This is a genomic window from Streptomyces sp. NBC_01298 (assembly GCF_035978755.1).
Classification (GTDB): Bacteria; Actinomycetota; Actinomycetes; order Streptomycetales; family Streptomycetaceae; genus Streptomyces.
In genome coordinates this window covers 5,330,456-5,356,451 of the sequence record NZ_CP108414.1, presented here as the reverse complement: position 1 = coordinate 5,356,451, position 25,996 = coordinate 5,330,456, and the positions used below count along the sequence as shown (strand labels likewise).

Annotated in this window: 20 protein-coding genes; 13 read left to right on the top strand and 7 right to left on the bottom strand. The window is 71.5% G+C overall.

The genetic code is table 11. The features are described 5' to 3' along the window. The first annotated feature begins 206 nt into the window (after positions 1–206). The 3 genes from OG730_RS24430 (at position 207) to OG730_RS24420 (ending at position 2,844) form a co-directional block, all read left to right on the top strand. On the top strand, positions 207–410 hold the full coding sequence (locus tag OG730_RS24430; protein ID WP_109779107.1) for a cold-shock protein: 204 nt from the start codon (positions 207–209) through the stop codon (positions 408–410). 1,459 nt (positions 411–1,869) lie between these two features. Beyond that, positions 1,870–2,208: a helix-turn-helix domain-containing protein gene (locus OG730_RS24425; protein WP_327306250.1), complete on the top strand. Its 339-nt coding sequence runs from the start codon at positions 1,870–1,872 to the stop codon at positions 2,206–2,208. Positions 2,209–2,484: 276 nt separating this feature from the next. Next, positions 2,485–2,844 carry a PRC-barrel domain containing protein gene (locus OG730_RS24420; protein WP_327306249.1) on the top strand — a complete coding sequence of 120 codons (360 nt, stop codon included), beginning with the start codon at positions 2,485–2,487 and terminating at the stop codon, positions 2,842–2,844. A 68-nt stretch (positions 2,845–2,912) separates the two neighbouring features. On the opposite strand, the gene trhA is transcribed toward OG730_RS24420, so the two are convergent. Further along, positions 2,913–3,698, bottom strand: a complete 786-nt coding sequence (trhA, locus tag OG730_RS24415; protein ID WP_327306248.1) for a PAQR family membrane homeostasis protein TrhA — start codon at positions 3,696–3,698, stop codon at positions 2,913–2,915. A gap of 218 nt (positions 3,699–3,916) precedes the next feature. Here trhA and OG730_RS24410 point away from each other — a divergent pair, with 218 nt between their 5' ends. Then, entirely contained in the window at positions 3,917–4,477 is a 561-nt protein-coding gene (locus OG730_RS24410) for a hypothetical protein (protein WP_327306247.1), read from the top strand. Positions 4,478–4,618: 141 nt separating this feature from the next. Here OG730_RS24410 and OG730_RS24405 read toward each other — a convergent pair whose 3' ends face one another. The 4 genes from OG730_RS24405 to OG730_RS24390 all read right to left on the bottom strand — a co-directional run bounded on the left by OG730_RS24405 (position 4,619) and on the right by OG730_RS24390 (position 9,735). Beyond that, complete coding sequence (locus tag OG730_RS24405) at positions 4,619–5,236, bottom strand: sortase domain-containing protein (RefSeq protein WP_327306246.1); 618 nt, start codon at positions 5,234–5,236, stop codon at positions 4,619–4,621. A 212-nt stretch (positions 5,237–5,448) separates the two neighbouring features. Beyond that, on the bottom strand, positions 5,449–5,658 hold the full coding sequence (locus tag OG730_RS24400) for a hypothetical protein (protein ID WP_327306245.1): 210 nt from the start codon (positions 5,656–5,658) through the stop codon (positions 5,449–5,451). Positions 5,659–5,763: 105 nt separating this feature from the next. Further along, positions 5,764–7,776: a DUF8823 domain-containing protein gene (locus OG730_RS24395; RefSeq protein WP_327306244.1), complete on the bottom strand. Its 2,013-nt coding sequence runs from the start codon at positions 7,774–7,776 to the stop codon at positions 5,764–5,766. Positions 7,777–7,941: 165 nt separating this feature from the next. Continuing rightward, positions 7,942–9,735, bottom strand: a complete 1,794-nt coding sequence (locus OG730_RS24390) for a D-alanyl-D-alanine carboxypeptidase family protein (RefSeq protein WP_327306243.1) — start codon at positions 9,733–9,735, stop codon at positions 7,942–7,944. Between the two features lie 2,164 nt (positions 9,736–11,899). On the opposite strand from OG730_RS24390, the gene OG730_RS24385 reads away from it, so the two are divergent. The 3 genes from OG730_RS24385 to OG730_RS24375 all read left to right on the top strand — a co-directional run bounded on the left by OG730_RS24385 (position 11,900) and on the right by OG730_RS24375 (position 14,176). Next, positions 11,900–12,634, top strand: a complete 735-nt coding sequence (locus OG730_RS24385) for a GOLPH3/VPS74 family protein (RefSeq protein WP_327306242.1) — start codon at positions 11,900–11,902, stop codon at positions 12,632–12,634. 263 nt (positions 12,635–12,897) lie between these two features. Next, positions 12,898–13,779 (top strand): helix-turn-helix domain-containing protein, encoded by an 882-nt coding sequence (locus tag OG730_RS24380; RefSeq protein ID WP_266878421.1) that lies wholly within the window; start codon positions 12,898–12,900, stop codon positions 13,777–13,779. 187 nt (positions 13,780–13,966) lie between these two features. Next, positions 13,967–14,176 (top strand): DUF397 domain-containing protein, encoded by a 210-nt coding sequence (locus OG730_RS24375; protein WP_327306241.1) that lies wholly within the window; start codon positions 13,967–13,969, stop codon positions 14,174–14,176. A gap of 205 nt (positions 14,177–14,381) precedes the next feature. Here the strand turns inward: OG730_RS24375 and OG730_RS24370 are convergent, their stop codons facing one another. Further along, entirely contained in the window at positions 14,382–15,227 is an 846-nt protein-coding gene (locus OG730_RS24370) for a hypothetical protein (protein ID WP_327306240.1), read from the bottom strand. 128 nt (positions 15,228–15,355) lie between these two features. Here OG730_RS24370 and OG730_RS24365 point away from each other — a divergent pair, with 128 nt between their 5' ends. From OG730_RS24365 to OG730_RS24350, 4 genes are all read left to right on the top strand, one after another. Beyond that, on the top strand, positions 15,356–16,588 hold the full coding sequence (locus OG730_RS24365) for an aminotransferase-like domain-containing protein (protein WP_442814998.1): 1,233 nt from the start codon (positions 15,356–15,358) through the stop codon (positions 16,586–16,588). 734 nt (positions 16,589–17,322) lie between these two features. Beyond that, positions 17,323–18,120, top strand: a complete 798-nt coding sequence (locus OG730_RS24360; protein WP_327306239.1) for an SDR family oxidoreductase — start codon at positions 17,323–17,325, stop codon at positions 18,118–18,120. 40 nt (positions 18,121–18,160) lie between these two features. Further along, complete coding sequence (locus tag OG730_RS24355; RefSeq protein ID WP_327306238.1) at positions 18,161–20,758, top strand: bifunctional FO biosynthesis protein CofGH; 2,598 nt, start codon at positions 18,161–18,163, stop codon at positions 20,756–20,758. Positions 20,759–20,899: 141 nt separating this feature from the next. Next, entirely contained in the window at positions 20,900–22,552 is a 1,653-nt protein-coding gene (locus tag OG730_RS24350; protein ID WP_327306237.1) for a hypothetical protein, read from the top strand. A 79-nt stretch (positions 22,553–22,631) separates the two neighbouring features. On the opposite strand, the gene OG730_RS24345 is transcribed toward OG730_RS24350, so the two are convergent. Continuing rightward, positions 22,632–23,708, bottom strand: a complete 1,077-nt coding sequence (locus tag OG730_RS24345) for a tyrosine-protein phosphatase (protein ID WP_327306236.1) — start codon at positions 23,706–23,708, stop codon at positions 22,632–22,634. Between the two features lie 287 nt (positions 23,709–23,995). On the opposite strand from OG730_RS24345, the gene OG730_RS24340 reads away from it, so the two are divergent. Continuing rightward, positions 23,996–24,373 carry a peptidase inhibitor family I36 protein gene (locus OG730_RS24340; protein WP_327306235.1) on the top strand — a complete coding sequence of 126 codons (378 nt, stop codon included), beginning with the start codon at positions 23,996–23,998 and terminating at the stop codon, positions 24,371–24,373. 224 nt (positions 24,374–24,597) lie between these two features. Then, a complete protein-coding gene (locus tag OG730_RS24335; RefSeq protein WP_327306234.1) occupies positions 24,598–25,866 on the top strand; it encodes an ADP-ribosylglycohydrolase family protein in 1,269 nt (422 codons plus the stop codon). Positions 25,867–25,996: the final 130 nt, after the last annotated feature.

The following is a 25,996-nucleotide window of genomic DNA, read 5'->3' as shown; positions in this document are numbered from 1 at the left end:
CGTGTCGGAGGAATGACGCACCTTGATTCCTATGGTGACGGGCCGTTGAAGGCGTGTAGCGTCTGCGTCAGCTGTCGTGGTTCGGAAGTCCCCTTTGCCCACGCCTTGGTGTGGGCGTTTTGCTGTGCAGTGCCGCAGGAACCAGGACGATCACCTCCGCCTGCCACAGGATGTGGCAGGCGTTCATCGACTGGAAGGCATGAGACATGGCTACGGGAACTGTGAAGTGGTTCAACGCTGAAAAGGGCTTCGGCTTCATCGCCCAGGACGGTGGGGGCCCGGACGTCTTCGCCCACTACTCCGCGATCAACTCCTCGGGCTTCCGCGAGCTCCAGGAGGGCCAGGTCGTGACGTTCGACATCACCCAGGGCCAGAAGGGCCCCCAGGCCGAGAACATCAACCCGGCCTAACCCTCCCCCACCCCGCCCGCGCGGCCGCCGCGATCGACGCTCACGGCTGTCCGTACAGCTCGCGGGCGCCCGATCAGCGGACGTCTGCGCTGTCGGCGGGAACCGGGGAGTACTGGATCAGGGCCGCGCAGCGTTTGCCGCGCGGCCCTGATCCGCGTCAGGACGGTTCGGTCAGGACGTGAGACCCCTCCACCGGCCTGCCCACCGGCGCAGCTGTTCCGGGAAGCGGCTCTGCGCTTGCCACTGCCGACCTGCGCACTGCGGTCGAGGTGTACCCAATGATCATCCGTCGCGTTCGCCAAACGGTTCGAGCTCGATTACCTCCTGACCGGCCAAGAGCAAATCTATCTTGGCTGGAGTAGACATTGGGCCGTGACGTGGTTATGGTTTCTCTCGTAGCCCAGCGAGACAGCAGGGCCTGGCAGAGACGAACTGCCGGCAGTAGTACACGCAGGACCCGCAGTTGCAGTGCGCAGGACGGTGCGGTGGTGGAGTTCCGAAGCCAGGGCTGGTGCAGGACGGCGACGGGACTGACGACCGGACCGGGTGGCCCGCAGTCATCAGGGGCCACCACGAGCAGTACCCAGCAGCGAAGCGAGTAGAGCAGCACCTCGGTGAAGGCGTCGGCTGCGGGCGCGCGCACCGGGAAGTTCGGCAGTGGGGTTCTAAGCCAGAGCAGACGCAGGACGGGCGACGGGGCTGGCTGCCGAAACGTGGCGCTAGGACAGGCCGCGAGCAGTACAAGCGGTTCGCAGGAGGGCAGTACGCATCACCAGTAGTGCCCGTAGTCGCAGTGCGCAGGACGGTGCGGTGGTGGAGTTCCGAAGCCAGGGCTGGTGCAGGACGGCGACGGGACTGACGACCGGACCGGGTGGCCCGCAGTCATCAGGGGCCACCACGAGCAGTACCGCAGTTAACGCAGTGGCAGTACCCGCAAGTGCAGTTCTCGTAGGTGCAGTACCCAGCAGTGAAGTGAAGTCAGTGAGCGGCACCTTGGTGAAAGCGTCGAGTGCAGGCGCGGCCACCAGGAAGTTCGGCAGTGGGGTTCCAAGCCAGAGCAGACGCAGGACGGGCAACGGGGCTGGCTGCCGAAGCGGTGCTCGGTCAGGCCGCGAGCAGTGCAAGCGGTTCGCAGTACGCAGTACCAGCGGTAAGCATCATCAGCAGTACGCAGTACCCCGCTTGGTAAGTAGTTGATCACCGAGGGAAGAACGGAGGAGCTTGGCGCCATCAGGATCGCCCGGGCCGGCAGGTTGAAGCCCGGGTACCGCAGGACATCGTCAGTGAGGTGGTCTCCGGTCAAGCAACCGCGATCCCCGCAACCCGATCACGCATGAGTCGGGTCTGCGGAAACAGAAGGCCGGCGCGGTAACAGGGCCGGCAGATGGTGTAGCAGTTCCTTCGGGGCCCTGGTGCCATAGGCACCAGGGCCCCTCCACGCGTTCCTGAAAGAGGTTCAATGACAGCAGACGACTCATTCGGCCGTCTCGACGACGACGACTACCCCGCCTACACCATGGGCCGGGCCGCCGCGATGCTCGGCACCACCCAAGGTTTCCTCCGCGCCCTGGGCGAGGCCCGCCTCATCACCCCGCTCCGCTCGGACGGCGGACACCGCCGCTACTCCCGCTACCAGCTGCGCATCGCTGCCCGAGCCCGCGAACTCGTCGACCACGGAACCCCGATCGACTCCGCCTGCCGGATCATCATCCTGGAAGACCAGCTCGAAGAAGCCCAGCGCATCAACGCCGAGTACCGCCGAGCCGGCGAATCTTCGGGTCCATCGACCCCGGCCTGAGGTGATCGTGCCCGTCGGCGTCGGCGGGCTCCCGGTCTTCAAGCATTCCCGAGGTGACGCGGGTGCGTAGGCACGGGGCCTCTTCGGCCACCGGCCACTCCGGGGCGGAGCGGTACTCGGGCGTCGAGGCCTCTGCGCGGTCAGCCCTGGCGCGCCCGCCCGGAATCCTCCGCGGACGCGGTTCGGCAGCGGACACCGGGGCATCTGGTCGGTCAGGCGCGCACCGGTGGGGCACCGAGCCACCACGCCCGGTCGCCGAGGACGAGGAGACGGTCTGTGAGCGGAGTGTGGATGTACGCGCAGGACAGCGGATACACGCCCGGGCAGTCGCTGGTGGGATTCACCGTGGAAGCCGCCGACGGTGTCATCGGGCACGTCGACCGACAGCAGGACCAGCCGGGCATGCAGCACCTGGTCGTGGACACCGGCGTGTGGGTGTTCGGCAGGAGCGTCCTGATCCCGGCCGACGCCATCACCCACATCGATACGGCTGCGCAGGCGGTGAAGGTCTCGGCCACGCAGGAAGACATCAAAGCCGCACCCCGGTTCACCACAGACAGCGAAACAGCCGACCACACCTACCTGTCCGCGGTCGGCGGCTACTACGCCTCCCTCCGCCGCCCGCCCGCGCCCTGACCCGAAGCCGGTCGGCAACTCGCCGGCACCGCACGAATGGGTGGGCATGCATCGATACGTCGTCGCGCTCAGTGGGCAGCGAGGAAGACGGCGATGTAGTGCGCGGTGAAGGCTGCCACGGTCAGGGCGTGGAACACCTCGTGGTAGCCGAACCAGCGGGGTGAGGGGTCGGGGCGCTGGAGGGCGTACACGACGGCGCCCGCGCTGTAGAGCAGCCCGCCCGTCACGATCAGGGTGAGTACGGCCGCCCCGCCGCTGTGCAGGAAGTCGGGCAGGTAGCGCACCGGTGCCCAGCCCAGGGCCAGGTAGCAGGGCGTGTACAGCCAGCGGGGCGCTCCGATCCACAGGACGCGGAAGGCGATGCCGGCCAGAGCGCCCGTCCACACGATCCACAGGAGGACGGACCGCTGGTCAGGTGCGAGGAGGAGCACGGCCAGCGGGGTGCAGGTGCCGGCGATGATCAGGAAGATGTTGGCGTGGTCGAGGCGGCGCAGGACGGCCTCCCCGAGCGGTCCCCAGGTGCCGAGGTGGTAGACGGCGCTCGTCCCGAACAGCAGCCAGGCGGTGACGGCGTACACGGTGCAAGCCACAGTGGCCCGCGGTGTTCCTGCCAGGCAGATGAGGACGATGCCCGCGGCCAGGGACGCGGGGACCATGCCGGCATGGAGCCAGCCCCGTAGCTTCGGCTTGATCGGCTCCACCAGATCGGCCGCTCGCCCGAACAGGTCGGCGGGAGGCTCGGAGCCCTCGCTTCCCCCATCCGTCGGTGTGGAGACGACACGGCCGGCTCGGGCGTCGTCCCGGGGCACTGCTTCCCGTCCTGACACGTGCTGCTGGGCATCACTGGCAACCATGAGTCCATGCTAGGAGCCGGTCCGGAGCGGCATGGCCCGAGGTGGCTCCAGCCTCCGGCGCGGCATCGTCGGGTGCGGCCGGTTCGACCGCCTCTTGGTTGCGGTCCTGGCGGTCCTCCTCCAACTGGGGCTGTGGAACTCGTGTAATCCGGCGGGCCAGGGGAACGATCTGGGCTTCCGAACGGGCCTCTCCGCTCGCCTACGTCCAAGGACCGCCGATGCTTCCCGAGTTCCGCTCCCACGCGTCAGCCCCCCTCTCCCATCAGCTGGAACAGCGGCTGGGGCTGGACCCCCGCCTCGAAGCCGGCCACATCGACGTGGAGCGCGTCGCGGACATCGCCGTCGTCGCATCGGCCCACTCCGACGGATACGCGGCCACCGCACACCTTCTCGGTCTACTGGCCGCGCTGCCCGCCCCCACCGCGTCCGGAGAGCACTTCTGGTCGGAACTGTGGAGGTCCTCGGGCTCCCTCTACCTGCTGCCCGCCAACATCAAAGCGTGCGTGCTGAGTTCGCTGGCGGGAGAAGGCACCGGCCTGGCCGGGCAGATCCTCTCGGCCTTCGACGAGATGACCCCGCCCCAGCGCATCGCAGCCGGAGAGGTCATCGGCCAGGCACTCGCCGAGTCCGACCACCTCCCCGACCTCAAAACGCAGGTCATCGGCGAGCTGTGGCTCCGCGACCTCGAACTCACCGCCTGGCGCGTCCTGCACGCGGACCACAAGTCAGCCGATCCGTCCAGGCGGGAGGCCTTCTTCGACGCGTGGACGAGCGTCTGACCCGCGCCGTCACCCGGGAGCAGGAGCCGCTGGAAGGTGTCCGGTTCGGTGTCGGGTTCGGTGAGCCCGTTGAGCGCGTACCGCTCGCCCCGACGCCCTACGGCGTCGCCGGTGTCCGCGGTCGGGGGCGGCTGGTCGGGATCAGGCCACGAGGTCGGCGTAGAGGATCACGTTGTTGGTGCGGTGGCCGTTCTTGATCTCGCCGCCGCAGGTCAGCAGGCGCAGCTCGGGGCGGTTGGTTTCCCCGTAGACCTTGTCGGTCGGGAAGTCCTTCTTGGCGACGTCCTCGATCTCGCGGATCTTGAACCTGGCCGTCCTCCCGTCCTCGCGCGACACCTCGATCAGGTCGCCGAGCTTGATCTTCTTGACGTTCTTCATCACCGCGGGCCCGTATTTCGTGTCGAAGTGCGCGACGAGCACGGACACCCCCTTCTCGCCCGGCGTCACGCCCTGGGTCCACCACCCCGGGTTGTCCGCGTCGGTGTCCGCGTCCGGCACGCCGAGCTCTCCCGTCGCCGGGTCCACCGCGAGGTCGACCATCTTCTTCGCGTCCACGCCGGCCGCCTCGATCTTCATGCCGGTCGGCTTCGAGCCCGGAAGGGCGGCGGCGGCCGTGTGCCCGCCCTGAGGGGCGGGAGCCGCCGTGCTGCCCACCTTGGGGTCCGCCGGCAGCCCGGTGCCGCCCCCGGTGCCGCACGCCGTGAGGGTCCCGCACACGGTGAGCGTGGCGACGGCGGCGGTGCGGAAGGTGGCGCGCATGAATGTTTCCCTCGGTCGGCGTCACCTGCGGTGGCGACGACCACGACGTTACGAGAGGCATGTCCGGATAGTCCGTCGGGAACGTAACAGTCGGCCGGACGCCGCCCCGCGAACCCGTTAAGGGCCGCTGGACACAGGGCGCAGGGCGCAGGAAACAGGGCGCAGGCAGACGAAAGCCCTTCCGGCCTGCGCCGGAAGGGCCAGATCATCCCTCAGCTCAGGCCTCTGCTGCGCTCGCCGATGCGGTCGCCCTGCGGGGTCCCGGCCCGCTTGAGTTCCGCCTTCGTGTGCGCTCCGCCCTTGACCTTGCTCCGGATCGGACCGGAGAAGCCGTGCGCGTGCTGCACGACGCCGGGCAGGTGGGTCGCTTCCTCGGCCTTCGCGACAGCCGCCTGGAAGTCCTGCTTCTGCTCTTTGCTCATCCCGTCGTCACTCCCTAAAAAGACTCGGGGCACCCAATCGGACTACTGGGATCGTATGCATATATAGGGCCGAACGCACCCGGACCGGACGTAAAGAATGGTCGATCAAGGACGCGGCGGAGTCGAGCGCTCCGGCGGCCCCAGCACCTCGTAGAGCAGTTCCTCCGGGCACGGCGTGCCCCGCGGGAGCTGGTACTTCGCCGCGATCCGGTACTCCCCCGGCGCCGGGGCCAGCAGTTCCGTCCACTCGTCCCCGATGCCGTCCGAGGGCGCCTTGAACAGGCATCCCGCGGTGTTCGCGTAGACCTTGGGCTCGGCGACCGTGCCCTTCGGCGTCGCCTTACCGGCGGCCTTGGAGGCCTCCGTCTCCTGCGGCGGTTCCACCGGCTTGCCCGCGCCGTCCACCAGACCGAGCCACGGGGAGTGCGGAATGCGCACGAACACCCGGCCGGCCTGCTTCACGTCGATGACCAGCTGGTCGGCGCTGGCCCGCACCACCGCCGCCTGGCCGGCGACCAGGTTCGTCGGGTCGGTGACCTTGAAAAGCTGCCAGTTCGCGTCGCCCCAGATCTGCTGGAGGTACGGGAGCCCCTCGCGCACCAGCTTCGCCTCGTCCCGCCCGCCCTCATCGGGTTTGTCGGCGGGCAGCACCACGTAGTGCACGGCCCAGCGGTCCAGCCACTCGCGGTAGCTGTATGCCGTCAGGGTGTCGTCGTAGAAGACCGCGTTGCGTTCCAGATCCGCCTGCCGGTTCCAGCCGCGCGCGAGGTTCACGTACGCGGGGAAGGCGGAGGACTCGCGGTGGCTGCTGGCCGGGACCACCTCGACGCGGCCCCGGTCGGCGCCCGCCTTCTGGAGCTGGTCCACCAGCGGGGCCAGCTCGCGGCTCCAGGAGGCCAGCGGGGTGGTGCGGACGATGTCGGTGACGCTGTTGACGGTGATCCAGGCGGTCACCCCGGTCAGCGCGAGGAGCAGCCCGTACCAGCGGCGCGTGCGCGGGGCCTCGTAGGGGAGGGCCGCGAGCAGCACCACCCCGCCGAACAGCATGGCCAGCCGGGTCACGTTCGAACCGACCTGGGAGTCGATCGCCCAGGTCAGCGCCACCCCGAGGGCGTAGATGGCGGAGGCGGTCCGGACCGTCTTCCAGCCCTGCGGTACGAGGAACAGCGCGGCCAGCGCGCACGCGAAGGGCAGCGCCGCCGAGAGCAGCTTCATCGGCTGCGTCCCCGAGAAGGGGAACAGCCAGGAGGACAGCCCGACCACCGCCGCCGGGGCCAGGCCCAGGGCGTACGCGCCCGGGCGCCGGCCGTTCAGGAACAGCGCGGCCGCGATGACCCCGAGGAACAGTCCGGCCACCGGGCTGGAGGCGGTGGCGATCGCCGCGAGCGGGGCGGCCACGGCGGCCTTCGCCCAGCGCCGCTCGGCCCATTTGCGGGGCCAGCAGAAGACGGCGGCGACGGCCCCGAGGGCGAACATCACGCCGAGCCCGAAGGTGACGCGGCCCGACAGGGCGTTGCACAGCAGCCCGTACACCCCGGCCAGGGCGGGCCACAGCGGCTCGCGGACGGCGCCGCGGCAGCGGGTCAGGATCATCGCGAGCAGCCCGGCCGAGACCGTACCGGCGATCATCATCGTGGTGCGGACGCCGAGCACGTGCATCACGTAGGGCGAGACCACGCTGTACGAGACCGGGTGCATGCCGCCGTACCAGGCGAGGTTGTACGCCGAGTCGGGATGGCGGCCCACGAACTCCGCCCAGGCGTCCTGCGCGGCGAGGTCGCCGCCGCTGTTGGCGACGGCGAAGAACCAGATCAGGTGCAGCAGCCCGGCCAGCGCGGTGGCCACGGCCACGGGGTGCCGGCGGGCCCAGCCGAGGGCGCGGAGGACCGGCCCGGGGCGGGCTTGCGCGCCGGGGGCCGCTGGGGCCCCTGGGGCCCCTGGGGCTTCAGTGGCGTCGGCGGCTCGCGCCGGAACTCCGCCGCTGCCGTGGGCGCCGTACCCCTGGCCGTGCCCCTGCCCCTGCTCCTGGCTCTGGTCCTGGCTCTGGTCCTGGCCCTGGCCTTGGCCTTGGCCTTGGCTCTGGCCCTGGCCCTGGTCCTGCCGCTCAGCGGTGGTCACGCCGACGTACTCCCCACTCCGGTCCCTCGGGTGCGTCCCTCGGTTCGTAGACGCGGTCCGCCGCCCCGGGGTTGCCCCGGGGGCGGTCGCCGGACCCGTTCCGCGCTCCTGCGCGGCCTCGACCGGCCGCCTGCGGGCCGCGGCGTGCGGCCCGCGGCCCACGGGTCAGCCGACGCGCGTCAGCTTCTTGCCGAGGCCGGGTGTGGTGAGGTCGCTCTGCAGCGCCACCGGCACCTTCACCTGGCTGGCGCCCTCGCCGACCGTCAGCATGCCGATCTCCGAGCCCGCCTTGGCGCTCTGCGGGAGCTGGGTGGCCCCGTCAGCCAGCTTGATGGCGATCGTGAGGGTCGGCCAGCCGACCGCCTGTACGTCGGCGGTGGCCACGACCGGGACCTGGGTGCCGAGTCCGTCGTCCACGTAGCCGACGACATCACCCTTCCTGATGACGGGCGCGGCCTTCAGCATCTTCTGCGTGGCGAGCATGATGTCCTTGCTCGCCGCGATCGCGGTGCCGAGGATCGGCACGCCGTGCTGGCCGAGTACCGCTCCGACGATCAGCTGGTTGGTCTTGCCGACCTTCTTCTCGGCGGCGAAGAGCAGGTTGCCGCCGGCCTTGGTGGTGGAGCCGGTCTTGATGCCGAGCGAGTCGTTGAAGGGCACCAGGTCGTTGTAGTTCCGCCACTTCTTGCCCGTGGGGTCGGTCCAGGACGGCTTCCTGGTGATGTCGATCAGCTCGGGCATCTCGACGATCTTGAGGCCCAGCTTGACCTGGTCCTCGGCGGTGCTGACCGTGGTCGCGTCCAGACCCGACGGGTCCGTGTACGTGGTGTTGGTCATGCCGAGTTCCCTGGCGGTGTCGTTCATCTTCTTGACGAACGCCTCCTGCCCGCCGTCCCAGCGCGCGAGCAGCCGCGCGACGTTGTTGGCGGACGGGATCATGATCGCGGAGAGGGCGTCGTACTGCGAGATCTCGTCGCCCTCCTTCAAGTTGTTGACCGTGGACTCGCCCTCGGTCTCCTTCTTGCCGTCGTCGACCGCCGTCTTGTCGACGGGGATCATCTGGCCCTTCTCCCCCTTCTTCATGGGGAAGTCCTTGAGGATGACGTAGGCGGTCATGGCCTTGGCCACGCTGCCGATCGCCACGGGCTTCTGCTCGCCGAAGGTCCCGACGGTGCCGAGGCCGGCCGCGGCCATGTAGGCCTGGCCCTCCTTCGGCCACGGCATGGACGCCTCGGCGCCCTTGAAGGTGTACGAGGCGTTCGTGGTCATCTTCAACGTCGGAGCCGGCAGCGGGCGCACGAGCTGGACGACGGCGAGGATCACCGCGAGGAGCACCAGGATCGGCGCGTAGATCTTGAACCGGCGTACGGCCGTACGGGCCGCGCTCGGCGGCGGGGGCGGGTTGTTGGTGAGGTCCGCCAGCATGTCGAGCGGCGGCTTGGGAGGCAGCGGCTGCTGCGTGGTCCGCTCGGGGGACTCCCGCGTCACGGGGGTCCGCACGCCGGCGGGGACCGGAGTCCGCCCGGGGGCCGGTGCGCTGGGCGCGCCGGGCGCGCCCGCGGTGGGCCGCGCGGGCCCGTCGTCGCTCCGCAGCGGTACGAAGGTGCTCGCCCGCTCCGCACCACCGGCACGCTCGGACCCCGCCTGAGCCGACCCCTGCCCGACGCTGCCACGCCCGGCGGGGTTGGGCCCCTGGCCGGGGGCGGCGGGCTTGGCGGTGCCCTGCCCGGCGGTGCCCTGCCCGGCGGTGCCGGGCTTGGTGGTGCCGGGGTTGGCGGTGCTGGGGTTGGCGGTGCCGGGCTTGATGGCCCGGAACACAGCCGTCCGCTCGCTGTCGATCGGCTCGTCGCCGGCCGGAGCGGCCGGAGTCGGGGGCTTGACCGCGCGGAACACCGCGGTCCGCTCGCTGTCCTCCGCCGAACCACCCGGGGCCGACCCGGGCTTGACCGCCCGGAACACGGCCGTCCGCTCACTGTCACCCGACTCACCGGAGCCACGACCGGCGGAGGCACCCGGAGCACCGGAAGCGGTCCGACCGCCCGGGGCCGCCGGAGCACCGGAACCAGTCCGGCTGCCCGGAGCGGCCTGGGCACCCGGAGCGGCCGGGTTCCCCGAGGTCGCCGGGGCGTCGGCGGAAGCCGGGGCACCAGGGGCTGCCTGGCTGCCCGGCGCAGCCGGAGCACCCGACGGCACCGAAGAGCCCGGCGCGCCCGAAGGCGCCTTGGTACCGGAAGAAGCCGGGGCACCAGCACCCGCCCGGTTGCCCGGCGCAGCCGGAGCACCCGACGGCACCGAAGAGCCCGGCGCGCCCGAAGGCGCCTTGCTACCGGAAGAAGCCGGGGCACCCGGGGCGGCCGGAGCGCTCGAGGGCGCCTGGGCGCCGGAGGTAGCCGACGCACCCGCGGCGGCGTCCTTGCCCGGAGTCGCCGGAGAGCCCGGGGCGCCCGAAGGGCCTCGGGTACCGGAAGGAGCCGGGACACCCGGGCCCGCCTGGTTGCCGGGGGCAGACGGCGAGCCCTCAGTACTCGAAGGGGGCCGGATGCCCTGAGAAGCAGGGTTGCCGGCAGCCGCCCGGTTGCCCGGCGCAGCCGGAGAAGCAGGGTCGCCGGCGCCCGCCCGGTTGCCCGGCGCAGCCGGGGTACCCGGGGCGTCAGGGCCCGCCTGGCGGGCCGAAGGAGCCGAAGGATCCGCCGCCGAGGAGCCCGGGGCGTCCGAGGGGGCGCGGGTACCGGGCGAGGCCGGGGTGCCCGAGGGGGCCTGGGTACCGGGGCCCGTCGTGTTGCGGGAGGAGCCTGGGGCGTCCGAGGGGGCCCGGGTACCGGGCGAGGCCGGGGTGCCCGAGGGGGCCTGGGTACCGGGGTCCGTCTCGTTGCGGGACGCCGCCGGGGTGGTCGGCATGCGGAAGACGGCCGTGCGCTCGCTGTCGGCGGGGCCGGCCGGTGCCGGGGCCGCGGCGGAGTCCGCGGGGCGGCCGGCGCGGGCCGGCGGCGTGACCGTACGGAACACCGCCGTGCGCTCGCTCTCGACCGACCCGGCGGCAGCCTCGGATCCGCCCGAGGTGCCGGAAGCGGAACCCGTACCGGAATCCGCGGGCAGACCCGTGCCGGCCGGAGGCGTAGCCGTACGGAACGACGCCGTGCGGTCACCCCCGACCGACCCGGCGGCGGCCGAAGCGGCGCCCTCGGCGCGGTCGGAGCGGTCGGCATCGGCCGGAGGCGTCACGGCACGGAAGGCGGTCGTACGGTCGCCACCGACGGGCGCGCCCGAGGACCCGGCCCCGGAAGCGGTACCGGACGCGGACGCCGAAGCCGCAGGTCGGCCGGTGTCCGTACCGGATACCGCCGCGGCTGCGGGCCTGGCATCCGAGGCACCCGCACGCCCGGAAGCGGAACCCGACGACTCGGGAGAACCGGGAGAACCGGTGGAATCGGCGGAGGAGGCGGAGGAGGTGGAGGCCGCGGAATCCGCGGCACGGGCAGGCGGGGGCGTCACGGTGCGGAACACCGCCGTGCGCTCGCTCTCGAGCGCCGCACCGGCGGGCCGATCGCCGCCCTCGGACCCCGAAGCGGAATCCGAAGCGGAAGCAGGATCGGACGCGGGATCGGACGCGGGATCGGACGCGGCATCGGGATCGGAGCCGGGGGCAGGATCGGAGTCGGCACCCGTGCCGGCGGCCGCGTCCGCGGGCAGGGCCCTGAAGACCTCGGTCCGCGCGCCCGGCGCGGCCGGCGTCTCGCCCTGCTCGTCCCCGGAGGGGGAGGGCTCCGCCGTGGCCACCCACGCGGCCACCGCTTCGCGCAGCGGATCGCGGTCCGCGGGACCGTCCTCCGAGTCCCTCGGGCCGAACAGCGACACCCTCGGGTCACGCCCCTCGGACGACTCCGCCGTCCCCGACGTTCCTTCATCAACCGACTTGTCGGGGGACTCGCCCGCCACCAGTTCCTCCTCGATCGCCTTCACGCCCGGCTGTCCGAATGTCTAACAGTGTCCCGTCTAGGGGGCATCGCCCCCGTGCTAGACGAGAACGACATAGCTGACGGTTCCCCCACAAAGCGGCCAGGCACTCTCGACAGATGAATGTGAGAGGCGTCACCCTGTCACTCATCCACGCGGGGAGGCATGGATGGGCAAGAGCCGCAGAACGATTCCGGAGGAGCTTTTGCTGCTCGCCTTGGACCCGGCCACGGGTACCACGGCGCAGCCGCAGTCGCTCGACCTCGGCCTGGCCGGGGCACAGCTAGTGGAGCTGGCTCTGGCAGGACGGATAGCCCCTGATGGGGATCGTATCGCCGTGGTGATGCCACGGCCGACAGGAGATCCGACTCTGGACTCCGCACTGGAACTGCTGCGCAGGCGCGGCAGCCCGGTTCGGGCGGTCCACTGGATCGGCGGACCCCGACTGGGGCTCCGTCAGATTTACCTCGCTCACCTGGAGCGTTGCGGCATGGTTCATGCCGTCGCGGGCCAGATGTGCGGGGTGCTGCCGACGACTCGCTACCAAGCGACCGACACAGCGATCAGCCGGGAGATCCGTGGCCGGCTGGACAGTGCGATCCGCACCGGCGTACCGCCGGACCCGCGGACCGCGGCGCTTGCCGCACTGGCCCACGCGGTCGGACTCGGCAAGCACCTGTACCCCGGCAACGAGGGGCGGTCGTCCAGGTCCCGACTGCGGGACCTGATCCGGCACGACCCGATGGGCGGACTGGTGGCTCACGCCGTCATGGACGTCCAGAACGGCGTGGCCGCACAGCCACGCCGCGACCGGGCACCGGCACAGCCCGCCAGGGCAACGGCGACAGCCGCCGCCCTGCAGCCGCGCCGGACCGGTGCGATGGCCCGCGTGGCCGCGCACTGATCCACCGGCAGCACACGTAGGACAAGCAGGACCAGCAGGGCAGGCAGGACAAGCAGGGCAAGCAGTGATCGCAACCGCCGACGCGCGGGGCGACGGGGCCGGTACGCCGGTCCCGTCGGCCCGCGCGTTTGCTTTTCCCACCCGTTCCCACCCGTTCCCCAGCGGGGTCACGTCCTTCGGTGGCAGTCTGCTCACCAGCAGACACGCAGAGAGACAGCAAAGAGACAGAAACAGCAACAGAAGAAGGCGGAGGTGCCGTTCACGTGGCGTCCAATGTCAATCCCACCGTCCGACGCCGCCGACTGGGCATGGAGTTGCGCAAACTGCGCGAGGACAAAGGCATGACGGCCGAGCAGGTCGCGGAACGCCTGCTCGTCTCCCAGTCGAAGATCAGCCGGCTGGAGAACGGCCGCCGTTCCATCAGTCAGCGCGACGTCCGCGATCTGTGCGACGTCTACGAGGTCGAGGACCGGCGGCTCGTCGACTCCCTCATGCAGATGGCCAAGGATTCCCGCCAGCAGGGCTGGTGGCACGCCTTCGGCGACATCCCGTACAGCGTCTACATCGGCCTGGAGACGGACGCCGCCAGCCTGCGCACCTACGAACCCCTGGTGATCCCGGGGCTGCTCCAGACCCCGGAGTACGCCCAGTCGCTCGTCCGCGGCGCGTGGCCGGAGACGGCTCCCGTCGACGTGGAGAAGCGCGTGCAGGTCCGGATGCACCGCCAGAAGCGGCTGCACGAGACCGAGAACAGCAATCCCGAGATCGGACCGCTGCGCCTGTGGGCGGTCATCGACGAGGCCGCCCTGCGGCGGCACGTGGGCGACGCCCAGCTCATGATCCGGCAGCTGGAATTCCTGATAGAGCAGTCGGAGAAGCCGCACGTCACGGTCCAGGTGATGCCCTTCTCGGTGGGCGCCCACCCGGGCGTCAACGGGCAGTACGCCATTCTGGAATTCCCGGACGCTTCGGACTCCACGGTCGTCTACATCGAAGGCGTGACGAGCGACTTGTATCTGGAGAAGGCCAACGACGTCCAGAAATACAGCGTGATGTACGAACATCTGCGCGCACAGGCCCACAACGTGGACCAGACGCGGCAGTTCATCGCGCAGATCATCGAGGACTTCGCGGGCAAGGGGTAAGGGGGTTCGGCGAAAAGGCCGGTACGGTACACCGTCACTCCCCGGTGGCAGAAGACCTGAATGGAATATGCCACTCGGTCGGGTGAACGCCCCCTTCGTACAACGGGAGCTGCGGGTAGCGTCGATCACGTCAGCCGGAGCAATGGCCGACATGACACCGGAACCACTCGCTGAACCGGAGAGAAACATGGCTATTCGTCAAGGTGCAACGGAAAACTGGACCAAGTCCTCGTACTCCGCCAACGGTGCCTGCGTCGAGGTCAAGTCCCCCGTCATGGAGGCCATCGCGGTCCGTGACTCGAAGGCGCAGGACGGTCCGTCCCTCACCTTCGCGCCCGGCTCCTGGACCTCCTTCGTCGCCGATGTGACCGAGGGCCGCCTGGGACGCCTCGCCTGAACGTCGAAGTGACCCTCCCGGACCGCCCTCACACGACCGGTGCCACCGGCTCCACCGCAAGACCGGCACCACCAGCAAGACCCGCACCACCAGCAGCACCTGCACCACTGACTGGAGCCCTCTCGACCGGCCCGCCGTCGCCTGCCGAGGGGGCTCGGCCATGTCCGGGCCCCGGCCCCCGGCCCCCGGCGCCTCCGTCCCCGGCCTACCTCAGCTGATCGACGTACCGGTCCGTCCCCGGCACCGTCGGGATGAACGGGGCCACCAGCTCCACCCGGCCCAGCCCCGACTCCGCGACCTCCGCGTCCAGCCCCTGGAACCGGTCCCAGCACTCGCGCGGGTCGGCCTCCAGGAACCACAGCAGGGTCAGTCGGGTATCGACCCCCTCCACCTGCTTCACGTACGTCATCCGGTCGCCCGGCAGCGGCGTCGGCCGGAAGACCGTGACCATCGCGGCCGGTGAGCCGGCCAGCCGCTTCGGCAGGGCCCGCGAGCGCAGCCACTCCAGCAGCTCGGCCCGCCGCTCCGGGCCCTCCGCGTCGACGACCTGCACCACGAGCCCGCCGTACGGGTGGTCGAGGGCGTGGAAGTCGCGGGGGCCCGCGGCGCCGTCCCGGTAGACGGTGGCCTCGTGGTCCTGGAACGCGGTGAAGACGTGCGTGCGGTCCTGGTAGACCCGGCCGTCGCGGTTGAGGCGCTTGTTGATGCCGACGGTCCACTTCATGTGCTCGTCGTAGCGGCCCTCGGTGACCCAGTACGTGGAGATGTAGCACCCCGCGGTCACGGGCTGGGCCACCGCCGACTTCTCCGGGTAGCGCAGCTCCTGGAGCTCGCGGGTGGCCACCCAGCGGCGGCCGGCGAACATCCAGGGCATGGCCATGGCGCCGGCGTAGTAGTGGTCGTCCTCGTACCAGCGGTTGTACGCGAACTCGTGGCCCGGGTGCGGTTCGACCATGGTGATCAGCGCGTGGCCGGGGTGGACTCCGTAGGGGCCGACCGAGGCGAGCTCGGCGTAGTCGTCGGCCCGCGTGTTCCGCTCGTCTGCTGTCATGGGAGACGGTCTAGCTGATGCGACGTCAGATGTGGAGTCCCTGGGGGCCGTTCAGTATCCGATACATAGCTGCCGTCTACACCTATTCACGGCTACGATGCCCGCACCCGCCTCCCGAAGGAGCCACCGTGCCCGCCTCAGCGCCCGCCTCCGCACCGCCCTCCACCTCGCCGGTCACCACCCCGCCGGTCACCACCCCGCCGCCGCCCTTCGCCGCCCGGATCCGTACGACCGCTCCCTCCGCCGTGCGCGAGATCCTCGCCGTCACCGCCCAGCCCGGCATGATCTCCTTCGCCGGCGGCCTGCCCGCCCCCGAGCTCTTCGACACCGAGGGCCTGCGGGCGGCGTACGACGCCGCCTTCGCGCGGTCCGCGGGCCGCGCCCTCCAGTACTCGACCACCGAGGGCGACCCCGAACTGCGCGCGGCGGTGGCGGCCCGGATCGGCCGGCAAGGACTGCCGACCACCGCCGACGACCTGCTGATCACCACCGGATCGCAGCAGGGGCTCGGCCTGATCACGACCGCGCTCATCGAGCCGGGCGACGCGGTGCTCGTCGAGAACCCCACCTACCTGGCGGCGCTCCAGGGGTTCGAGCTCGCCGGCGCCCGGGTGATCCCCGTCCCGTGCGACGACCAGGGCATCCTCCCGGACGCCCTGGCCGAACTCGTCGCCCGCGAACGCCCCAAGCTGCTCTACACGATCCCCACCTTCCAGAACCCGACCGGACGCACCCTCCCCGCCGACCGCCGCGCAGAGATCGCGGCCGTCGCGGCCCGGCTCGGCCTGTGGCTCCTGGAGGACGACCCGTACGGTGAACTCCGCTACGAGGGCCGCGCGCTGCCCCGGCTCGCCTCCTACCCCGGGGCCGAGGACCGCACGGCGCTGCTCGGCAGCTTCTCGAAGGTCATGGCCCCCGGGCTCCGGCTCGGCTGGCTGCGCGCGCCGGCCGCGCTGCTGCGGGGCGCGGCGCTCGCGAAGCAGGCGGCGGACCTGCACACCTCGACGGTCGACCAGCTGGCGGCGGCGGAGTACTTGCGTACGGCGGACCTCGACGCGCACGTGGCGGGGGTCCGCGACGCGTACCGGATCCGGCGCGATGCCCTCCTGTCGGGCCTGCCCACCGCCCTGCCGCCGGGCTCCACGTGGAACCGCCCGGAGGGCGGGATGTTCGTCTGGGCCCGGCTGCCCGAGGGACACGACGCGATGGCCTTGCTCCGCGCGGCCACCTCCCGCGGGGTCGCCTTCGTCCCCGGAGCCCCCTTCTTCGCCCGCGACCCGGACCCCCGAACCCTCCGCCTGTCCTTCACGACGCACACGGCCCCGGAGATCCACCAGGGCCTAACCCGCCTGACCCCCTAACCCACCCTGCGGCGCGCCCCCCTCACCGCTGCGCGGGGCGGAGAGTCCCTTGCCGCGACCCTTACCGCTGCGCGGGCGAAGTCCCCTGCTGCGACCGTTGCCGCTGCGCGGGGCGGAGTCCCCTACCCGCCCTTCCACCGTTCCCCGGGCGCTGCCCGGACCCCGGTCCTCAAACGCCGGACGGGCTCAAGAGCAGGGCTACCGGGCTGCGCCCGGACCCTGGGGCTCCGCCCCAAACCCCGGTCCTCAAACGCCGGACGGCTGGAGTAGCACGGGCGGGCCGGAAGGGGGCCCCGGGCTGCGCCCGGACCCCTGGGGCTCCGCCCCAGACCCCGGTCCTCAAACGCCGGACGGCTGAAAGAACGACGCGGTCGGGGGCTGCGTACCGGGGGCGGGGACGGGGGCGGGGTGGGGTGTTGGCCGGGACGTAAAGCGTGATTTGTGGCGCACTTCTCGGAATCACTGTCGAAGCAGGGCACAGGGCGCCTAAATCATGCAGTCCAGGCCAACACCCCACCCCGCCCCCGGCACCGACCCCCGCCCGCAGCAAGCACCACACCGGCACAACCCCAGCCCCGCCGGCGCTTGAGGCGCAGGGGCCCGGGGACAGCGTCCCCGGCAACGCCGCCGCACCCGGGACCCCGCACCCGCACCCGCACACCCTTCCCTCCCCGCCCCCCACACCGTAGCCTGACGCCCCGTCAGATCCATCGGGCCGCCAGGAGGGCTGCATCATGTCACCGTCGCCGCTACTGCTGCAGGGCAAGACCGTCATCGTCTCCGGCGTAGGCGCCGGCCTCGGCCACCAGGTCGCCGCCACCGTCGTCCGCGACGGCGGCAACGCCGTGCTCGGGGCCCGGACCGAGGCCAACCTCGCCAAGGCCGCCGCCGAGATCGACCCCGACGGCACGCACACCGCGTACCTCCCGACCGACATCTCCGACGAGCGCCAGTGCGAAGCACTCGCCGCACTCGCCCAGGACCGCTTCGGCGGGGTCGACGCCGTCGTCCACGTCGCCGCCTGGGACTCGTACTTCGGCGGCCTGGAAGACGCCGACTTCGGCACCTGGCAGCAGATCCTCGACGTCAACCTCCTCGGCACCCTGCGCATGACCCGCGCCTGCCTGCCCGCGCTGAAGCGCGCCGGCGGCTCCGTCGTCATCATCGGCACCCAGTCGGCCATCGCCTCCCCCAACGAGGTGCAGCAGGCCGCCTACGCCGCCTCCAAGGGCGCCCTGACCTCCGCCATGTACTCCATGGCCCGCGAGCTCGGCCCGCACCGCATCCGCGTGAACACCGTGCTCCCCGGCTGGATGTGGGGCCCCCCGGTCCAGGCCTTCGTCACCTTCACCGCGCACACCGAGGGCGTCCCGGAGGCCGAGGTGCACGCCCGCCTCACCGACCGCATGGCACTGCCCGACCTGGCCACCGACGGGGACGTCGCGGACGCCGCCGCCTTCCTCGCCTCCGACCGCGCACGGGCGATAACAGGCCAGTCTCTGCTGGTCAACGCCGGGGAACTGATGCGATGAGCCCCTCCGTGCGCGCGCGAGCTGATCGTATGCTCGGGCCATGACCACTCCGAGTGACGCTCCGACCGAGAACTCGATGCGCCGCGCGCTCCGCCGCGCCCGCGACGGCGTCGCGCTCGACGCGACCGAGGCGGCCGTACTCCTGCAGGCGCGCGGCGAGGCCCTGAAGGACCTCGCCGCCTCCGCCGCTCGGGTCAGGGACTCCGGCCTCCAAGCCGCGGGGCGGCCCGGCGTCATCACCTACTCGCGCAAGGTCTTCATCCCCCTCACCCGGCTGTGCCGCGACAAGTGCCACTACTGCACCTTCGTCACGGTCCCCGGCAAGCTCCGCCGCGAGGGCCACGGGATGTACCTGTCCCCCGACGAGGTCCTCGACATAGCCCGCAAGGGTGCGGCCCTCGGCTGCAAGGAAGCACTGTTCACGCTCGGCGACCGGCCGGAGGACCGCTGGCCCGAGGCCCGCGAGTGGCTCGACGCGCACGGCTACGACGACACCCTCGCCTACGTGCGCGCCATGGCCATCCGCGTCCTGGAGGAGACCGGCCTCCTCCCCCACCTCAACCCCGGTGTGCTGTCCTGGTCGGACCTCCAGCGCCTCAAGCCCGTCGCCCCGTCCATGGGCATGATGCTGGAGACCACCGCCACCCGCCTGTGGTCCGAGCCCGGCGGCCCCCACCACGGCTCCCCCGACAAGGACCCGGCCGTCCGGCTGCGCGTGCTCGAAGACGCCGGACGCTCCAACGTGCCCTTCACCACCGGGGTGCTGATCGGCATCGGCGAGTCCTACGAGGAGCGCGCGGACGCCTTCTTCGAGCTGCGCCGGATCCAGCGCAGCTACCACGGCATCCAGGAAGTCATCGTCCAGAACTTCCGGGCCAAGCCCGACACCGCCATGCGCGCCATGCCCGACGCGGAGCTGGAGGAGCTCGCGGCGGCCATCGCCGTGGCCCGCCACATCCTGGGACCGAGCGCCCGCATCCAGGCCCCGCCGAACCTGGTGGACTCCGAGTACGCGCTGATCGTCGGCGCCGGCATCGACGACTGGGGCGGGGTCTCCCCGCTCACCCCCGACCACGTGAACCCCGAGCGCCCCTGGCCGCACATCGAGGAGCTCGCCGAGCGCACCGCGTCCGCCGGTTTCGAGCTCCGCGAACGCCTCACCATCTACCCGGAGTTCCTCCAGCGCGGCGAGCCCTGGCTGGACCCCCGCCTGCTGCCCCACGTACGCGCGCTGGCCGACGCGGACAGCGGGCTCGCGGACGAGTCCGCGACCGTCGAGGGCCGGCCGTGGCAGGAGCCGGACGAGGGCTTCACCGCCTACGGCCGCACCGACCTGCACACCACCATCGACACGCAGGGCCGTACCGGCGACCGCCGCGACGACTTCGACGAGGTCTACGGCGACTGGGAGGCCCTGCGCGAGGCCGCGGCCCCCGGCATGGTCCCCGATCCCGAGCGCATCGACACCGACGTACGGGCGGCGCTCGCGCAGGCCGCCGACGACCCGACGAAGCTCACCGACGAGCAGGCGCTCGCCCTGCTGCACGCGGACGGCCCGGCGCTGGACGCGCTCTGCCGGATCGCGGACGACCTGCGCAAGTCCGTGGTGGGCGAGGACGTCACGTACATCGTGACCCGCAACATCAACTTCACCAACGTCTGTTACACCGGCTGCCGCTTCTGCGCCTTCGCGCAGCGCCGCACGGACGCGGACGCGTACACCCTCTCGCTCGACCAGGTCGCCGACCGGGCCGCGCAGGCGTGGGACGTGGGCGCGGTCGAGGTGTGCATGCAGGGCGGGATCCACCCGGACCTGCCCGGGACGGCCTACTTCGACATCGCGCGGGCCGTGAAGGCGCGCGTGCCCGGCATGCACGTGCACGCCTTCTCCCCGATGGAAGTCGTCAACGGCGCGACGCGCACGGGGATGTCGGTACGGGACTGGCTGACCGCGGCCAAGGAGGCCGGTCTCGACTCCATCCCCGGTACGGCGGCGGAGATCCTGGACGACGAGGTCCGCTGGGTCCTCACCAAGGGCAAGCTGCCGACGGCGGACTGGATCGACGTGGTCTCCACCGCGCACGAGCTGGGCATCCGCTCCTCCTCCACGATGATGTACGGGCACGTGGACCAGCCCCGCCACTGGCTGGGCCACTTCCGCACGCTGGCGCGCATGCAGCAGGAGGCGCACGCCAAGGGGGTGGAGGGCTTCACGGAGTTCGTGACCCTCCCCTTCATCCACACCAACGCCCCCGTCTACCTCGCGGGCATCGCGCGCCCCGGCCCGACGGTGCGCGACAACCGCGCCGTGACGGCGATGGCCCGCATCCTGCTCCACCCGCACATCACCAACATCCAGACCAGCTGGGTGAAGCTGGGCTCGGAGGGCGCGGCCGAGATGCTCCGCTCGGGCGCCAACGACCTGGGCGGAACCCTGATGGAGGAGACCATCTCGCGGATGGCCGGCTCCAGCTACGGCTCGTACAAGTCCGTGCGGGACCTGATCGCCGTCGCCGAGGCCGCCGGCCGGCCCGCGAAGGCCCGTACGACCCTCTACGGGGAGGTACCGCAGGAGCGGCAGGCCGCGGCCCGCGCCTCGGACGGCCACCTGCCGGAGCTGCTGCCGGTCCTGGACTGAGTCGCCGCCGGACGCGTCCGTGCGTGAGCCGCCGGGCCGGCGCGCGCACGGACGCGTCCGCACACACCCCGTCCCCGTACAACCATCGGGCGGGGTGAGCGGTCTCCTCGGTGAGTGACGGACGTCATCCCCGGGGGATACATGAACAAGCGCATCACCGCCGTGCTCTGCACGGCGACGGCTCTGGGAGCCGTACTGGCCGTGCCCACGGCCGCCCAGGCCGACGAATCCCGGCCGAAGGGCTTCAGCGCACGCGTGGAGCACGAGACGGTCACCCTGGACTTCTCCGGTGATCCGCCCAAGGACCTCAAGGTGCACCTGCGCAAGAAGGGCACGACCAAGCGGGTCGCCACCGTCACGAGCTTCCACCCGGTCCGTCCGGAGGATTGGGATCCCTGCGCGGATTCCTGCGGGGACCCGGACCCCACGTGGTTCCCGGTACGGACCGCCCCGCTGAAGCTCGCCGATCTCGGCGAGTACGCCGTCGACGTGGAGTACGACGGCACCGGGGGCGAAACCGTCCTCCACAAGGACAAGGCCGTGCTGACCTACCAGGTGCGGCCGTCCTTCACGAACCTGAAGGCCACGAACGGGGTGTCGTTCGCGCGGCCGGACACCGTGGTCTCGGGTGACATCAAGCTCTACGACCCGCGTAACGGCTCGCTGAAGCCGTACGCGGGCGGCGCGTTCACGACCCGGACCGGCACCGTCAGCTCACCGCTGACCGCCGACGCCAAGGGACACTTCACGTCGAAGGTCACCTTCTCCGGCGCCGAGTCCGGCACGACGCGGGCGGGCCACGACTCCACGTACGTCCACCTCGCGAGCAGGGCCAACGGCTCCGAGGAGCGGGCTTCCGTGGCGGTGCCCGTGACGGCGTCCACGGCCGCACGCATCGCCTTGGACTCCCCGACCGTGACCGGCCCCTACGGAACGGCCGGCAAGGTGAGCGGCACGGTCACCTGGAAGTCCGCCGACGGCTCGTGGAAGCCGGCGCCCGCGGGCCTGAGGATCGCCGTCGACACCGGCGCCGGACTGCCGTACCACCTGACGACGGGGAGCGCGGGCCGGCTGGAGGGATCCGTGCCCCTGACGAAGGACACCACCTGGCGGATCGGCGCCGACAGTCCCTGGGCGTCCTCGGGCACCCAGGAGGTGACGGTGGACACCACCGGCGGCACCGCGTTCATCGGCTTCGGGACCACGCTGCTGCAGAGCAAGTACCTGGAAGTGAAGGGCACGTTCCTGAGCGTGGAGGTCCCGGCCGGCATCACCTCGCTGGAGGTGGACTTCCAGTACTCGGCGGACGGCAGGACCGGCTGGACCACCGTCAGGAAGCAGACGGTCACGGCCAACTCGGCAGACGCGTTCGACGAGCGGGTGCGCTACCCCGGACCGGGCTTCATGCGACTGCGGTACGTCGGTACCCCGGACATCCGCGGCTCCGTCACGCCCGCGGTGCGGCTCGCCGAACGGACGACGACGGCCATCCCGGAGTTCAACGCCGCGCCCGAGCCGGTCAAGAAGGGCCGACCGATCACGCTCACCGGAAAGCTGACCGAGAAGAGCCCCGACTGGAAGCCCTTCGCCGGCCAGACGGTCCGCTACTACTTCCGGCCCGCCGGAACCATCGCGTGGAAGCCCATGGGCCTGTCCAAGACCACCGCGGACGGCACCTTCACCAGGAAGTTCACCGCCGACGCGACCGGCTCCTGGCTCGCCAAGTTCGTCGAGCCCACCACGGCCCACTTCAGCGCCTCCAGCCGCGTGGACGAGGTCGTCGTCACCCCGTGATCCGTCACCCGTGACCGCGAGCCGCGCCCCGGTGGAATGGACCCTTCGGTCCTCTCCACCGGGGCGCGGCCCCCTCGGCCTAGCCGACCAGGAGGTCCTTCTTCAGCTGCTTCAGCTCGCGGCCGTCGATGCCGAGGCCGTCCTCGAGGTAGGCGTCGAAGCTGCCGAACTTCGCGGTGACCTCGTCGTACCCGGCGTTGAGGTACTCGGCGCGGACGTCGAGCATCGGCTTGTACACGGCGGCCTGGGCGGCCGGCAGGTGCGAGAGGATCGCGTCGTTGGCGGCCTTGCGGTAGTCGTTGCTGGCCAGGTAGTCGGCCATCACGGTCTCGCTCGGCACGCCGAGGGCGGTCAGCAGGGAGGCGTTCGCCCAGCCGGTACGGTCCTTGCCCGCGGTGCAGTGGAACAGGACGGAGCGGTCGCGGTCGCGCTCGATGCCCTCGAACACCTGGGTGTAGGCCTTCTTGCCGCCCTCCCCGCTGACCATCGCCTTCTCGGCGTCGACCATGGCCTTGACGGCCTCGTCGGGGGTCTTGGGCATGGCCTGGAAGGAGCCGGAGCCGGCGAAGACGTCGGCGACGACGTAGTGCGCGCCGGCCGGGACCTTGTCCACGTCCTTGGTGCGCTCGCTCTCCATGCGGAGGTCGAAGATCGTCTTCACGCGCAGGCGCTGGAGCTTGGCGAGGTCGTTGTCGGTGAGCTTGTTCAGGGCGTCGGAGCGGTAGATCTCGCCCATCTTGACCCACTGGCCGTTGGTGGTGCGGTAGCCGCCCGCGTCACGGAAGTTGGCGGTGCCCTCCAGCTTGATCAGCCGGTCGGCGAGGCGCAGCCCCTGGCCGCGCTCGGGCTCGAAGTCGAACCACTGCCGGTCGGCCGCGGGCAGCCCGCCGACCACGGCCTCGCCCTGGGCGCCGCCCCGGGCGACGACCTTGCCGTTCGCCTTGATCTCCACGCGCTTGGCGCCCTTGGCGTTCCACTTCAGGGTGTACGCCCCGTCGGCACCGGCGGTGACGGTGGCCTCGGTGAAGGGGATGGAGTTGCCGTGGTGGTTGCCCCAGGGAAAGTCCCACCCGTGGGCGGAGGCGGCGGGGGCCGCGACGAGGGCGACGGTGAGCGTGGAGGCGACGACGGTCGCGGCGAGCAGTGCCTTCTTCATGCCCCCGAGACTCTGGGCCTGCGAATAACGCCGCGTGAACACGGCATGGCCGAAACCAGCCGATGGGAAGGCGACTGTCAAAACGTGCCATGCGCCTGGTCGGCGGGGGAACGGGGACCGGTACTCGCCGACGACGGCCGGGAAGAAACGTCACGTCTGCACGTGTAAACGGCATGTGCCCCCCTATGGGCCAGAGAAGGGCTTGTTCTCGTGCTCGGCTCCCGGCATCCAGATGCTCTAGTGGAGGGAAGGAATCCACATGTTCCCAACCAAAGGCGGATCTTGTGATGTCAACGCGACGCTCCCTCCTCACCTTCACGGCCGCGGCGGCCCTGGCCATGTCCGCGGTACTCACCGCACCGGCGGTGGCGGCGCCCGCCGCCGAGACGCCCTGGCGGAACTGTGAGGTCGGCGAGTTCTGCGTCTACGAGCACGACAACGGATACGGCGGAGCGGCCTACTTCCGCAGCGGCACCAACAACCTGGGCGACTACCGCCTGAACGACAAGGTCTCCTCGGTATGGAACAGGACCGGCAAGACGGTCTGCACCTACCTGGACACCAACAAGCAGGGCTCCACGTGGCCGGTGGGCAACTGGAAGGGCAACACCTCCCAGTACAACCGGAACGACAACATCAGCTCCCTGTGGGTAACGGCCTGCTGAGCACGCCGCCCGGCTAGGACATCCGGCTGGAACGCCCGGCTGGAACCCGCCCGTGGGTGCCGCACCACCGCGCCCACGGGCTTCCCCTTGCCCCCGGAGGACCGGCGGAATCAAGCCGTTCCACGCCCTCATACCGCCCCCGCGACCGACTACTTCCGGACCCGATCGGTACTGTCCACTACAGTGCCCGCCAGAGCACGCGCGTGCAGTCCGGGGGGATCGAGATGGACACGGCGACGGAAACGTCCGGGGAGCAGCAGAGCAGGCCCGAGGCCGCCCCGCCCCTCCAGGCAGCCCCCGCACCCACCGGCGGAGCCACCCGCGGAGCCACCAGCCTCGGCCCCGCCACCGGCCCCGCCGCCGGCGCCACCCTGGGCGGCCGCGCCGCCGTCACCACCGGCCTCTGGGGCCGCACCGAGCAGCAGGACTTCCGTAGCCGCGTCAGGGGAACCCTCCTCGGCTCGGCCATCGGCGACGCCCTCGGCGCACCCGTCGCCCCGCTCTCGCTCCCCGAGCTCCTCGAGACCCACGGCCCGGCCGGCCTCACCGAACCGACGGCCCCCCGCACCCGGGTCACCGCCGCCACACAGCTCGGCCTCTTCACCCTGGACGGCCTGATACGGGCCCACGTGCGCCGGGACACCGGCGCCTGGCACCCGCCGACCGACGTGCACCGCGCCTACCTCCGCTGGGCCCTCACCCAGAGCGACTGGGGCCCCGACGAGCGCCGCGAGGACAACGGCTGGCTCGCGCAGGAGGAGTGGCTCTACGCCCGCCGCTCCCCCGCCCGCTCCTGCCTGACCGGCTTCGCCGACGGAGTCCTCGGCACGCTCGCCCAGCCGAAGAACCCGGCCGCCGTGGACCCCGGCGCCGCCACCCGCTCCGCCCCCTTCGGGCTGCTGGTCGGCTGGGAGTCCGCCCTGGTGCTCCAACTCGCCGTCGAGTGCGCCGTACAGAGCCACGGGCACCCCACCGCGTACCTGGCGGCCGGCGCGCACGCCGTCATCGTCCACGGCCTGACCCGCGGCGAGTCCCTCGACTCCGCCGTCCAGCGCGCACTGGGCCTGCTCGGCGTCCGCCCCGGCCACCAGCCCGTCACCGACGCCCTGCAGCGGGCGCTCGGCGCCGTCACCACGGGCGTCCCCTCACCGCGGACCATCGAGGACCTGTCCCCCGGCCAGGGCCGTTCCGCCGAAGAGGTCCTCGCCGTCGCCGTGTACTGCGCCCTCGTCGCCGAGAACGTGGCGCACGGCCTGCGCCTCGCCGTCAACCACGGCGGCGACTCCGCGGCCACCGGCGCCCTGTGCGGCTCCCTGCTGGGCGCCCAGCACGGCGAAACGGCCCTCCCTGCGGCCTGGCTCGCCGGTCTCGAGGGCCGGGCCACGGTCCTGGAACTCGCCGACGACTTCGCCCTGGAGATGACCCAGGGCCCCGCCCTGCACGGCCCGACGGCCACCTCCACCAACTGGCTGACCCGCTACCCGCGCGGCTGACCACGGAGGACCTCCCAGGCCTCCCGCCCCACCCCCACGCCAACTCCCCCTCCCGCCCCGCGCCATGGCCGACGCGCGCCCCTGCCGTCCGCACGCGCGAAGCCGTACTTTGGCCCTCCCCAGACCACGG

What these genes read in the sequence shown, in the direction of transcription:
- OG730_RS24405 (WP_327306246.1), bottom strand. Translation starts at nt 5,236, where the DNA reads ATGCGCGCCACCTTCCGCACCGCCGCCGTCGCCACGCTCACCGTGTGC.
- OG730_RS24355 (WP_327306238.1), top strand. Translation starts at nt 18,161, where the DNA reads ATGACCACTCCGAGTGACGCTCCGACCGAGAACTCGATGCGCCGCGCG.
- OG730_RS24425 (WP_327306250.1), top strand. Translation starts at nt 1,870, where the DNA reads ATGACAGCAGACGACTCATTCGGCCGTCTCGACGACGACGACTACCCC.
- OG730_RS24370 (WP_327306240.1), bottom strand. Translation starts at nt 15,227, where the DNA reads ATGACAGCAGACGAGCGGAACACGCGGGCCGACGACTACGCCGAGCTC.
- trhA (WP_327306248.1), bottom strand. Translation starts at nt 3,698, where the DNA reads ATGGTTGCCAGTGATGCCCAGCAGCACGTGTCAGGACGGGAAGCAGTG.
- OG730_RS24430 (WP_109779107.1), top strand. Translation starts at nt 207, where the DNA reads ATGGCTACGGGAACTGTGAAGTGGTTCAACGCTGAAAAGGGCTTCGGC.
- OG730_RS24360 (WP_327306239.1), top strand. Translation starts at nt 17,323, where the DNA reads ATGTCACCGTCGCCGCTACTGCTGCAGGGCAAGACCGTCATCGTCTCC.
- OG730_RS24410 (WP_327306247.1), top strand. Translation starts at nt 3,917, where the DNA reads ATGCTTCCCGAGTTCCGCTCCCACGCGTCAGCCCCCCTCTCCCATCAG.
- OG730_RS24375 (WP_327306241.1), top strand. Translation starts at nt 13,967, where the DNA reads ATGGCTATTCGTCAAGGTGCAACGGAAAACTGGACCAAGTCCTCGTAC.
- OG730_RS24400 (WP_327306245.1), bottom strand. Translation starts at nt 5,658, where the DNA reads ATGAGCAAAGAGCAGAAGCAGGACTTCCAGGCGGCTGTCGCGAAGGCC.
- OG730_RS24345 (WP_327306236.1), bottom strand. Translation starts at nt 23,708, where the DNA reads ATGAAGAAGGCACTGCTCGCCGCGACCGTCGTCGCCTCCACGCTCACC.
- OG730_RS24340 (WP_327306235.1), top strand. Translation starts at nt 23,996, where the DNA reads ATGTCAACGCGACGCTCCCTCCTCACCTTCACGGCCGCGGCGGCCCTG.
- OG730_RS24350 (WP_327306237.1), top strand. Translation starts at nt 20,900, where the DNA reads ATGAACAAGCGCATCACCGCCGTGCTCTGCACGGCGACGGCTCTGGGA.
- OG730_RS24385 (WP_327306242.1), top strand. Translation starts at nt 11,900, where the DNA reads ATGGGCAAGAGCCGCAGAACGATTCCGGAGGAGCTTTTGCTGCTCGCC.
- OG730_RS24335 (WP_327306234.1), top strand. Translation starts at nt 24,598, where the DNA reads ATGGACACGGCGACGGAAACGTCCGGGGAGCAGCAGAGCAGGCCCGAG.